Here is an 11427-nt window from a genome sequence, read left to right as displayed (position 1 = left end):
CTGTGACATACGCCCGCGCAGCGGCAAGATCGAGTTCAACGGACACCTGGATGTTCAACTTGTACATCAATACCTCAGGCAGTTCCAAATCAGTGCGGTTGCGCTGAAAGAGCCGACATGGCGCTTCGAAAAAATAGGGGTGGGAATGAGCAGCACTCTCAGTTTGCCCGGTCGTCTATCGTTCGTCGTCATCGCCATGACGATCCTTACCGCCTGCAGTTCTCTTCCGCGGACACCCTACACCGCCAATGACGCGCTATCCTCGCGTGTGCTCGATCTCAACAATCTGCGGAGATATGCGGACGAGCCAGTATCGACGTTCTCCAATGAAGCGCGCGTGCCCCTTCGTGCTGGCTCGCATAGCTATCTTGCGCTATCCGGAGGCGGTGCCGACGGTGCCTACGGTGCCGGCGTTTTGAGTGGCTGGGCCGCAGCCGGCACTCGCCCGCAGTTTTCAGTTGTTTCGGGGGTGAGCACAGGCGCATTGATTGCGCCGTTTGCATTTCTTGGGCCTACTTACGATGCCACGCTGAAAGAAATATACACCAGCGGCATAGCGGAGAGCATTCTCGGATCGCCAAGTATTGCGAATGCCCTTTTCAGATCAGGCCTGTTTGGAAATACGCGTCTGCGCGAACTCGTCGCTCATTATGTTGACCAGCAATTGCTCGCGGCAATTTGTGCCGAACACGCCAGGGGCAGAAGGCTTTTCATTGTAACCACCAATCTCGATACGCAACGTACGGTGATCTGGGACATGGGGCGGATTGCCTCGATTGGATCAACCCAGGCTTTGAACCTGTTTCGGGACGTCGTTGCCGCATCGGCAAGCGTCCCGGTGGTATTCCCACCTATGCTAATCGACGTTGAGGCAAACGGGCGTCGTTTTCAGGAGATGCATGCGGATGGGGCGGTGATGGCGCCTGTGCTGACGTTACCGGATGCATTCCTTTTACGGAATGGAAACTTCAGCCGAGATCTGCATATAGACATCTACATTTTGATCAACAACAAGGTCGAACCAGATTTTCAAGTGGTGCGGAACAACACGGCGGATATCGCTGCGCGGAGTTCTGCCTCGACCACAAAGACGCAAACTCGGTCTATTCTATACGGCACCTTTGACTTCGCCCGGCACAACAAGCTTGGATTCAACCTGACCTATATCGACAGGAATATTCCGTCACCTGCCTCGCCTGACTTTGATACAGGCTATATGCGGTCTCTTTATGAGTACGGTTATGAAAAGGCGAAAACCGGTTCGTTCTGGGAGAAGGCACCGCCATCCAATGATCGTCCTCTGAATGACGGCCGCGAACAAAGGGTAACAATGTAGCGCGCTGGCGACTCATCACGTTGCAGAGGGCGATCTGACGGATGTCGCAAGGCGCACAATTCCGCTGGTCTCCTGGTGTCGCAGAGGAGTCTCTATCTCGTGTTCCGCGTGTTGTTGTCTCCCGTCATCGCCGTTGCCAACGGTGCTCTTGTCCGTCATCATCGCTGCAATGCGCTCAGGCTAAGAGGAACGAGGATAGAAGGCCGCGATGATCGGCACCGTATCCCTGTCCCGGTCCATCGATGACCCCGCGCTTTCGGATGAGGTTTTGGAAGCGGCACGCGGGCTGGATTGACACGAAAATCAGCGACATCCCGGTCGGCGGTTCTATCGCCGGCCCCCGCTATACTGGACGCAGCAACGTCCATCTCGGGGGCATGAAGGAGGCGCGTAGCCCGCACTTGACAGCATCGGGGCGCAGCAGATGATCTAATCAAGGATTAAGTCATCGGCATATTCAACGGTGAGACGTACCATGTGGGGACGAACATTGGTGGTGCTACTTGGGCTGTTGATTGCGGATGCGGTGCAATGCGCCGAACTCGACCCGCATGCGATCTATGAAACGAGGTGTCGTGGCTGTCATTTCGAGCACGGAGCTGATCTGGCGCGGCTAAAACTCAAGATAGAGAAAGACACCCTCATAGTCAGTCGCACCGGCCAGCCGCTCACGCGACTTCTTCGTAATCACCATGGCGTTAAGCTTGAGGCGGGAGAACCGGGTGCTCTCGAGGATCTGTTTACGCGGGGGCTCACGTGGGCCGGCGTCTTTCAGCACCGCTGCGCAAAATGTCATGGGCGGGCCGTAGAGTTTGCGCGACACAATCTCGAGATGCGTGCGGGAAGTATTGTTTCGAAGCGTAATGGTATGGATGTGACAGGACTACTCGCGAGCCACGGTGAGGCTACGCCCGAAGAGGTGCGCACGCTTGTCGAGATGTTGCAATATCAGCTTAGGACAGCGCAGCCGGCCGTGACAAAGTGAGCTACCTCTTGCTGGTAATACGGATCCTGTCGTGGGGGCAGTTGCCGGGGTGGCGGTATGGGTCGATCCCGATCCGGAGGATAACAAAGGGGCCTGCAAGTCGGAGATCGATGTCAAGGAATTCCGGGAGGTCCGCGTCTGAAAACGCCCACCAGATGCGCCACCAGGCGACGTGGTGGTCGGAGGCTTCTCTGGCTCTTACTCGCAGCCTTGAGTTGTACTTTGGAGTAGTACAAATGCGGTACAGGCACAAAAATACCTCGGTCTGAGACGTCGCGGGTTCTCGATCTTACAATGACTGACCTATCGACGCCGGCTGAATCCACGCTGACAGCTTCCGTTCAGGTTGGCGTGTCATGAGGATGGCTTTTCGGGGCCTGTTCGTATGCCTAGACCACTATTGATAATCATTCGCATGATCGCGATCGTTCTGATGACGCCGGCGCAGGCGCAGCAGGCGACGACTTTATCAATCGATGCCTTGGCCAAGACCGTCATCGCCAATAATCCTGAGCGACGCTTCTATATGGAGCAGATCAATCTCGCCGGGATCGAACGCGACGCCTCGAATCGATTGCCAGATCCTGAAATGTCGGTTGAGTTCGGCGAACGCCGGACAACCGACGTCGTGACCGGCGCACCAACGGGGTCCGGTCCGGCTTATGGCATATCGATTATGCAACCGATCGATTTTGCCGGTCGGGGCGCCCTTCGCCAAGCCATCGCCGGGCACCAAATCGCGTTGGCTCGAATCGGCCTGGCACAATTTGACTCCACTCTGGCCAGCCGGGCGCGACTGCTCGGCTATACGCTGTTCGTAGCCCAACAGAAGTCCGCAGCGGCAAGAGACGTCGCCGCCCGGATGCGAGCGCTCGCAAAGGTGATAGCGCAGCGCGAGACGGCCGGTCCCACATCCGTACTGGATACGGCCATTCTGGAGGCCAGCGCGATCACGTCAGAGCGCAATGCCGCGGCCGCCGATGTGAAGGCAAGCGCGGTCGTCTATGAATTGAACCAGCTTCGTAACTCACCCCTGGGTGCGCGTATCCGCATCAATCGGCCGGATATCACGCTGCCTGGACTACTGTCGGCCGATCGCATGGCGCAGGAGGTGGACGCTAATAATTTCGAACTTCAGTCGCTCCGTGCGCAGTCCCGGCAGCAAGGGTTGCGCATCGATCTGGCACGGAGATCGCGTGCCCCGAACGTGGCGGTCGGCCCCTATTACAACCAGGCGAAGTCTGACATTCGCGAGACCAATTTCGGCGTCCGGTTATCGACAACTCTGCCGCTCTGGAACAGTCAGGCGGCGGGTGTGGCGCAGGAACAAGGCCGCCAATCCCAAGCCGATGCGGCCCTGCTGGCAGCGAGGCGGCGGATCAAGCGCCAGGTCTTTGAACAGGCCGCATTGTACGAGACTGGTCGCAAAACGTTGGCGGGCTGGGCTACGTCGACGCCGGATGCACTCCAGGCAGCCGCCAAGGCGGCCGACGACAATTTTCGTAGCGGTGCAATCCCGATCGCGACCTATGTAGAAATGCAGCGCCAATATCTGGATGCGTTATCGGCTTTTCTGGATACAAAGCTCGAAACTTTCGAGGCCTCGCTGCAATTGCGCGTCCTTAACGGCGGTCGCAGCTTTGGTGGCAAGATTCAATAATGCGCCGCTTGCTGCACTGGACAACCAGCCACCTGTTCGCGGTGGTCGCAATCGCCCTGGTGATCAGCGGCTTTGGCCTCTGGTCGTTTCTGCGGCTGCAGGTCGACGCTATTCCCGACATCACAGGCGTGCAGGTTCAGATCAATACCACGGTGCCGGCCTTCGCACCGGAGGAAATCGAGCACCTTGTCACCCTGCCTATCGAGCGCGCAATGGCGGGCCAGCCGGGGCTTCGTGACATGCGATCGCTGACCAAGACCGGGCTGTCTCAGGTCACGCTGATTTATGGCGACGGCACCGATCAGCTTCGCGCGCGCCAGCTCGTCACCGAGAGGCTGGCGGCGGTGCGCGACCTGCTGCCGTCCGGCTCGGTGCCGCAACTCGCGCCCATCACCACCGGGCTTGGCGAGATTTGGTACTACACGCTCGACTGGACGCAGCCTCCGGCGGGCATGAACGAGCAGCAGCAGTTGATGGAGCTGTACGAGGCGCAGGAATACATCGTCAAGCCGATATTGCGCGCGGTTCAAGGCGTGGCGGATGTGAATTCCAACGGTGGCCTTGAACGGCAGTTCGTCGTCGAGCCCGATCTCCAGCGGCTGACAGCGGCAAGCGTCACGCCGAGCGAGCTTGGCCAGGCCATCGGTGCCAATGTCGAGAACGCGGGCGGCGGGACGATCACTCAAAACAATCAGCGTTTCACTATACGGACCGAAGCGCGCGTGACGACCGCGGATATGATCCGTGCCCTTCCCGTTAAATTCGCGGGCGGCGTGCGGCCGCTGACGGTTGGCGATCTCACCACCGTCACCATCGGCCATGCCCCGCGCAATGGCGCCGCGACAGCCAACGGCAAGGAAACCGTCCTTGGCACGGTGATGATGCTGGTCGGCCAAAACAGCAGGGAGGTGGCGCGGCGCGTCGACGCGCAGTTACCGGATCTGCGTGCGGCGCTGCCCAAGGGCATGACCCTGCAAGTACAATATGATCGCTCCGAACTCGTGGAGCGCACCGTTGCGACGGTCGAGAGCAATCTGGGTGAGGGCGCGCTGCTCGTTGCGGTGGTGTTGCTGGTCGTGGTCGGCAACTGGCGTGCCGCCCTGATCGTCACGCTCGTGATCCCGCTGGCTTTCCTGATGATGATCATCGGCATGAATACGCTGGGCATTTCAGGTAACCTGATGAGTCTAGGAGCCCTTGACTTCGGCCTTCTCGTCGATGGCGCCATTGTCGTCGTTGAAAATGCTCTGCGCCTGATGACTGAGGCCAAGGCAGCCAAGGGGCGCGAATTGACCGCGCGGGAGCGCCGTACCATCGTCATCGACGCTACCAGCGGCGTGGCGCGTCCGGTTTTCTTCGGCATTGCCATTATCACACTGGTCTACGTGCCGGTGCTGAGTCTTGGCGGCGTGGAAGGCAAACTGTTCCACCCGATGGCCGAGGCGGTGATGCTGGCACTGGCGGCGGCGCTGATCGTCACGTTCACGCTGGTGCCGGCGCTATGCGCATCGCTATTGCGTGGTGAAACGCCGAGCAGGCAAAGCGAGCGCATCGACGGCGAGAACGACGCACGGCTCCGCGCCACCGATAGTATCCGGCAAAGCGGCTTCGCCGGGGTGGTCGCACGCGGCTACGTTCCCGTGCTCAACTTTGCCCTGCGTCATCCCATAGCGCTGCTGTTCGTGGCGGTTGGTCTGCTCGGTGGGACGTTCGCGGTTTTTCAGACGCTCGGCGCACAATTCACCCCGCGTCTCGATGAAGGATCGATCACGGCCATGGTCTACAAGCCGGTCGGCATGTCGCTCGACCGCAGCCTGGCCATCGAGCAGGAAATCGAGCGGGAAATCCTGCATCGCTTCCCGCAGGTGACGCGCACCTTTTCGCGCATCGGCACCAGCGCGGTCGCGACCGACCCGATGCCGCCGAACGAGAACGATCTCTACATTTTTTACAAGCCGCTGGATCAGTGGCCGAAGGACCCCGGCATGCCGACCACCAAGGCTGAACTGGTCGCGGCCATCGAAAAACTGGCAACTACGCTTGAACCCGAACAATCCTTTCTGTTCGCACAACCGATCGAGATGCGTTTCAACGAAATGCTGGAGGGCACCCGCGCCGACCTGTCCGTCAAGATCTTTGGAAACGACTATGACGTGCTCGAGCGGCTTGCGGCGCAAGCCAAGGAAGAACTGCAAGGTTTGCCCGGCACCGCCAACGTCGCTTTCGAGACCGCCGACCGCACGCGCAGCGTGGTGATCGAGATCAATCATGACGCCATGATCCGGCTGGGGCTGGGCGCGGCGGAAGTGAACCGCGCCATCCGCGCCGCCCTGGGCGGCGAGGAGGTCGGCTTCATCGCCCGTGGCGAGCGTCGCTATTCAATCGTCGTCCGCCTGTCTGAAGCCATGCGTGCGGATCGCAAAGCGATCCTGTCGCTGCCGCTGCGGGTTGGCGCGACCGGCCTGGTGCCGCTTGAGCGCGTTGCCAGGCTCCGCGAGATGCGTACGGTCGAGCCGATCTTGCACGACAATGCCAAGCGCCGGGCGGCTTTGATGATCAATCTCAACACCAACGACATCGAAGGCTATGTCAGGGCGGCCCGCGCACGGCTGGACAGCAAGCTGGAATTGCCGGAGTCCTACCGCATTGAGTTCGGCGGGCAATTCCGCCAGTTGGAGGCCGCCCGCGCCCGCCTGATGATCGTCGTGCCGGCGGCGCTGGCGATGATCTTCGCCCTGGTCTATTCGGCTGTGGGCAGTGTCCGCCAGGCCGCGATCGTCTATACCGGCATTCCTTTTGCGATCACCGGAGGCGTGATGGCGCTCTGGCTTCAGGGCATGCCGTTTTCGATCACCGCGGCGATCGGATTCATCGCGCTGTCCGGCATCGCAATGCTGAACGGTCTGGTGCTGGTCGATCATATCAACGCCCTGCGGCGGACGCTGCCACTCGTCGATGCCGTGCGCCAGGCCGCGACAGACCGCCTGCGCCCGGTGCTTTCCACCGCGCTGGTCGCGGCCATCGGCTTTGCACCCATGGCCGTCGCGCAAGGCGCCGGAGCGGAAGTGCAACGGCCGCTCGCGACCGTCGTCATCGGGGGCATCATGTCGTCCACCGTGCTGACGTTGCTGTTGCTGCCGGCAATCTATCACTGGGTGGAGCGCCGCTCGGCAGGCGCTCCTGATCGACAAAAGCAATCGTTGAAATTAGAGATTTCGGCATGAGGAATCCTGGGTAGGGTCTTGGTCACATCGATTGCGGCAACGATACTGTCGCCTGCTATCGGGCAACTGAAATCACGTCGACTTGCATCCGCAGGATGCCCGTAATCGAAGTCCATACGCTTTTGGACGGCAACGTTCGTCGCGACTGAACGAAAAGGCCTTGCCGACAAAGCGTTCGCCGTTTCGTCCGAAACCTCAAACTTTCATCCGGGAATATGGCCCATGCGCACCCTTCACAAAGAAAACCATCTGATCGAACGAATAGGATGGCTTCGTGCCGCGGTGCTCGGAGCCAATGACGGTCTGATTTCAACGTCGAGCCTGATCGTCGGCGTCGCCGCTGCAACAGCAACGTTCCACGAGATCCTCGTTGCCGGTGTCGCCGGGCTGGTGGCCGGAGCGATGTCGATGGCAGCGGGTGAATACGTATCGGTCAGTTCCCAGGCTGACACGGAAGAAGCCGACATGGCGCGTGAGCGTTATGAACTGTCCACGCAACCCGAAGCGGAGCTGGCCGAGCTGGCAAAGATCTATGAGGACCGCGGCGTGACACCCGAACTGGCCCGGCAGGTTGCCGAGCAGATGATGGCGAAAGACGCGTTCGCAGCACATGCGAGGGATGAACTCGGACTGTCGAGCCACATGATGGCCAGGCCAGTTCAAGCAGCCTTCACGTCTGCGGCGACATTCGCATCCGGCGCTGCATTACCGTTAATTATCGCCCTGCTTTCCCCGGCGGGAACAACCGTCTGGACGGTGTCGATCGCCTGCCTCGTCGGGCTTGCCACCCTTGGGGCCATTGGCGCGCGAGCGGGCGGCGCCAGCATATGGAGGCCCACTTTTCGGGTCGTGTTCTGGGGCGCTGTTGCCATGGCATCAACCGCTGTGATCGGCGCCCTTATTGGCCGGGCCGTCTAGAGTTTTTCCGCCTCTCAATGTTCTTGACGCGAACCGGCCGTCACCGGGCCGGAGCCGGCTATGGCCTAGCGAAGGCCGGTTTCCCACCCTCGGGTCAGGCCCCAAGGATATCGTTTGGGGCATGCTTCGCGCGAAAATGCTCTGACCGGGACCAGAGCCGTTCGATGCAATCCATAACCTGACCGCTTGAGCCACAGCGCTTACTTTCCCAAAGTAAACCTGGCTTCAAAGCCATCCTGTTGGCCTTCGCGGGGGGAAATCAATTCAATACGGCCGCCGGTACCGGCGGCGATCGCCCGGGCGATGGCCAGCCCCAACCCGGTACCATCCACCCGCGCGCCGCCTCGTTCGAACGGCTCGGAAAGACGGGCAAGCAGATCGGGAGCCACTGCTGCACCCCCATTGGCCACGCTGAGCACGCCGTCTGTCGATAGGGTCACGCGCACCGGTTCCTGCTGTGATCCGTGCTTCAGCGCATTTTCGATGAGGTTCCGCGCAAGAATTGCGAAAGCATCCGGGTCGATACGGGCCATGACCTGTGTATCCGGCAACTCGAAGGCTATGCGGTCAACGCTGTGCGCGCCTGTCGTCATTTCCCGCACCACCATTCCCAAGATCGCGGCAATGTCCGTGGGCTCCGTTCCCCGGAGGCGCCCACCCTCAGCCCGTGCGAGCTGCATCAGCTTTTCCGACAGCCTGGAAAGCCGCTGCAATGCCGTCTCGATGAGACGCGCTCGCTCGCGTATTGCGTCATCCTTCGCTTCGATGAACAATCTTTGTGTTTGCGCCAGCGCAGCCGCGACCGGAGTCCGCAATTCATGGGCGGAATTGGCCGTGAAGCTGTGCTCGGCCTCCAGGGTGCGCCTGAGTTGCTCCAGCAGGCGGTTCACCGCTTGCGCGGTCGGCAGGATCTCGGATGGCAGATCTTCGTCTGAAATGGGCGATAGATCGCCGGCACCCCGCGCCTCAATGCCTGCGCGAAAGGTCATTATCGGTGTCATTGAAATTCGCACAGTGCCCCAGATGCCGATCAGGCTTAAGGGAAGCACCAAGCCAAGCGGCAGGAGCAGATCGAGTAAAGTTCTTTGCGTTATTGCCCGACGGTGGGCCAGTGGCTCGGCGACCGTGATGGTGATCGTTTCCTGCAGTGCGGCATCGGAATAGATGCGATGGGTTGGGGTGTCGGTAAAACCCATGCGGGTGAACGGCGGAAATATGGATAAATCGGCTTTGTGTGAACGTAGCAGCACCTTGTTTTGGGCATCCCGCACCACATAGGTGAAATACTCGTCATGCTTGCGCAGCGTCGTAACGCTTTGGCTCACATCACCATCATCGCTGTCGCGATTGATGATGTCGCGAACGGCCAGCGGCAGGATGCGCTGCGCCGTTTCCTCAAGCGCGCTGTCGAAGACCTGATCCATTTCATGACGTAATTTTTGCGCAGTTATCGCGGCTGCGATTGTCCAGAGCAGGGTGATGGTCAGTCCCAGCCATAGCGAGAGACGCCACTGCAGACTTTTAGGCGACTTCATCTGGCAGTTCCGAGCCGGTAGCCAATACCCCGCACGGTTTCCACAATCGCTGATCCGAGCTTCTTGCGCATGCGGCTGACATGCACTTCGATTGTGTTGCTTTCCACCTCGGCGCCGAAAGCGTAGAGGCGCTCCTCCAATTGTTCCTTGGACAGGACCTGGCCGGGATGCTGGATGAAAGCCTCTAAAAGCGCCCACTCCCGCGCCGTGAGATTGACGGGTCGGCCGCCACGCGTGATCGTCCTCGCCGCGAGGTCGATCTGCAGGTCGCCGATCTTCACGAGCGGATTCGGATTGCCGCTGTATCGGCGTCCCACGGCGTTCAATCGTGCCAATAGCTCGGAAAGATCGAAGGGCTTGGTCATATAGTCGTCGGCCCCGACGTTGAGCCCCTGGATGCGGTCTGAAATCTGATCCAGCGCCGTCATGATAATCACTGGCGTGACACAGCCCTTCCGGCGCAGATCGCGCAGAAAGGTAATGCCCTGTCCGTCAGGAAGCATCATGTCGAGCAGAATAAGGTCATAGGCCGCACTGCCGAGATGGTCGTTGGCCGCGTCGAGACGGGTCACCCAATCAACCGAATGATTGTCGGCGACAACGTGGTCGCGGACGGCTGCCCCAAGTATCGTGTCGTCTTCGATCAGAAGGATTCTCATAGGCGCGATATTCCTATCCCTATCCCAATCTGTGTCCAAGAAGCCTGTCGGAAGGCTGACGGAAATATCTTTCCTCCTTCAGCTACCCGTCAGGATTGATCGCCATCTTTTGTCACAGGACGATGCGGAGCAAGGACAATACAATGATCAGGCGCATGGTGGCAGCTTCGCTGCTTTTCGCTCTTGCCGGGTCCGGCGCGGCGATGGCGGATGACGATTGCAACGTCCCCATGAACCAGTGGCAGTCGCGCGAGGCCGTGCAGAAGAGCGCCGAAGCGCACGGCTGGAAAGTGGACCGGATCAAGATCGATGACGGCTGTTATCAGATCAGGGGCATCGACGAGACGGGACAGCCATTCAAGGCAAAGATCGATCCGGGGACCCTTGCGGTCGTCAAGATGAAGCGCAAGCGGGCCGATGATCATGACGAGCACGGGCGTGCGCGGCGCGAGCCGGCCGCGTCTGGTATGATCGAGCCGTCGTCCTTGCCGCCGGTGGACAGAGAGTCGCCGAAGGTTATCGTCAGGTAATCGATTCCGGCGCCCTCATTTCCCATTAGCATCTCTTCCCTGATCGAAGGGCGGCCAGCCATGCCCAAAACGATAGTTCGCTATTCGAAAAGTATCGTCGTCATCCACTGGGCCAGCGCCATTGCCGTGCTTGGTGCGTGGCTGAGCGCGGAGGGCGGCCGAAAGATCGTGCAAGACCCGCCCCTCTTGCATTTCACGCTCGGTCTTGCGGTGCTGGTTCTGGTCCTGCCGCGGCTGATCCTGCGGCTGATCGGCCCCTGGCCTGAGCCGGTTGCCCGGACCGGCTGGCTGGCGCTCGGCGCCAAGATGGGGCATGGCGCGCTCTATCTGTTGCTGATCGGCCTACCTCTCACCGGCTGGTATGTGGCATCGCAGATGGGGGTGCAGGTCTCCTTCGCGGGGCTGCCTTTGCCAGCTCTCACCGCAGCTGTTCAGGGACGCCCCGGCCTGATAGGCGAGCTTCACGAGAATGCCGGCAATCTCATCCTGATCCTTGCCGGAGCGCATGCCCTGATGGCGATCTGGCATCAATTCGTGTTGCACGACGGAACCCTGCGACGCATGAGCTGGCGCTGATCAA

9 protein-coding genes are annotated in these 11427 nt (G+C 60.1%); 7 read left to right on the top strand and 2 right to left on the bottom strand.

What is annotated here, in order from left to right; genetic code table 11:
- Positions 1–145 precede the first annotated feature (145 nt).
- The 5 genes from OCA5_RS15480 (at position 146) to OCA5_RS15460 (ending at position 8123) form a co-directional block, all read left to right on the top strand.
- The gene (locus OCA5_RS15480; RefSeq protein ID WP_013913364.1) at positions 146–1336 is read left to right on the top strand and encodes a patatin-like phospholipase family protein; all 1191 of its coding nucleotides are present in this window, start codon (positions 146–148) and stop codon (positions 1334–1336) included.
- A gap of 475 nt (positions 1337–1811) precedes the next feature.
- The gene (locus tag OCA5_RS15475; protein WP_013913363.1) at positions 1812–2321 is read left to right on the top strand and encodes a hypothetical protein; all 510 of its coding nucleotides are present in this window, start codon (positions 1812–1814) and stop codon (positions 2319–2321) included.
- Between the two features lie 415 nt (positions 2322–2736).
- Entirely contained in the window at positions 2737–3981 is a 1245-nt protein-coding gene (locus OCA5_RS15470; protein WP_012562037.1) for a TolC family protein, read from the top strand.
- On the top strand, positions 3981–7205 hold the full coding sequence (locus OCA5_RS15465) for an efflux RND transporter permease subunit (RefSeq protein WP_012562038.1): 3225 nt from the start codon (positions 3981–3983) through the stop codon (positions 7203–7205). The genes OCA5_RS15470 and OCA5_RS15465 overlap by 1 nt, the downstream gene beginning before the upstream one ends.
- 222 nt (positions 7206–7427) lie before the next feature.
- Positions 7428–8123 carry a VIT1/CCC1 transporter family protein gene (locus OCA5_RS15460; protein ID WP_012562039.1) on the top strand — a complete coding sequence of 232 codons (696 nt, stop codon included), beginning with the start codon at positions 7428–7430 and terminating at the stop codon, positions 8121–8123.
- A gap of 200 nt (positions 8124–8323) precedes the next feature.
- On the opposite strand, the gene OCA5_RS15455 is transcribed toward OCA5_RS15460, so the two are convergent.
- Positions 8324–9658 (bottom strand): sensor histidine kinase, encoded by a 1335-nt coding sequence (locus OCA5_RS15455; protein WP_012562040.1) that lies wholly within the window; start codon positions 9656–9658, stop codon positions 8324–8326.
- The gene (locus tag OCA5_RS15450) at positions 9655–10317 is read right to left on the bottom strand and encodes a response regulator transcription factor (protein WP_012562041.1); all 663 of its coding nucleotides are present in this window, start codon (positions 10315–10317) and stop codon (positions 9655–9657) included. Before OCA5_RS15450 ends, OCA5_RS15455 begins: the two co-directional genes overlap by 4 nt.
- Before the next feature lie 122 nt (positions 10318–10439).
- Here OCA5_RS15450 and OCA5_RS15445 point away from each other — a divergent pair, with 122 nt between their 5' ends.
- Positions 10440–10847: a PepSY domain-containing protein gene (locus OCA5_RS15445; protein WP_422836370.1), complete on the top strand. Its 408-nt coding sequence runs from the start codon at positions 10440–10442 to the stop codon at positions 10845–10847.
- Between the two features lie 60 nt (positions 10848–10907).
- The gene (locus OCA5_RS15440; RefSeq protein ID WP_012562043.1) at positions 10908–11423 is read left to right on the top strand and encodes a cytochrome b; all 516 of its coding nucleotides are present in this window, start codon (positions 10908–10910) and stop codon (positions 11421–11423) included.
- The last annotated feature ends 4 nt before the right edge of the window (positions 11424–11427 follow it).

Source organism: Afipia carboxidovorans OM5, from assembly GCF_000218565.1.
In the GTDB taxonomy this organism is placed as follows: domain Bacteria; phylum Pseudomonadota; class Alphaproteobacteria; order Rhizobiales; family Xanthobacteraceae; genus Afipia; species Afipia carboxidovorans.
The sequence above is the reverse complement of the archived record's forward strand: the minus strand, read 5'-3'. Positions and strand labels throughout refer to the sequence as shown.

Bases quoted from the DNA above. Each gene is read 5' to 3' on its own strand.
- OCA5_RS15480 (WP_013913364.1), top strand. From the start codon at position 146: ATGAGCAGCACTCTCAGTTTGCCCGGTCGTCTATCGTTCGTCGTCATC.
- OCA5_RS15475 (WP_013913363.1), top strand. From the start codon at position 1,812: ATGTGGGGACGAACATTGGTGGTGCTACTTGGGCTGTTGATTGCGGAT.
- OCA5_RS15470 (WP_012562037.1), top strand. From the start codon at position 2,737: ATGATCGCGATCGTTCTGATGACGCCGGCGCAGGCGCAGCAGGCGACG.
- OCA5_RS15465 (WP_012562038.1), top strand. From the start codon at position 3,981: ATGCGCCGCTTGCTGCACTGGACAACCAGCCACCTGTTCGCGGTGGTC.
- OCA5_RS15460 (WP_012562039.1), top strand. From the start codon at position 7,428: ATGCGCACCCTTCACAAAGAAAACCATCTGATCGAACGAATAGGATGG.
- OCA5_RS15455 (WP_012562040.1), bottom strand. From the start codon at position 9,658: ATGAAGTCGCCTAAAAGTCTGCAGTGGCGTCTCTCGCTATGGCTGGGA.
- OCA5_RS15450 (WP_012562041.1), bottom strand. From the start codon at position 10,317: ATGAGAATCCTTCTGATCGAAGACGACACGATACTTGGGGCAGCCGTC.
- OCA5_RS15445 (WP_422836370.1), top strand. From the start codon at position 10,440: ATGCGGAGCAAGGACAATACAATGATCAGGCGCATGGTGGCAGCTTCG.
- OCA5_RS15440 (WP_012562043.1), top strand. From the start codon at position 10,908: ATGCCCAAAACGATAGTTCGCTATTCGAAAAGTATCGTCGTCATCCAC.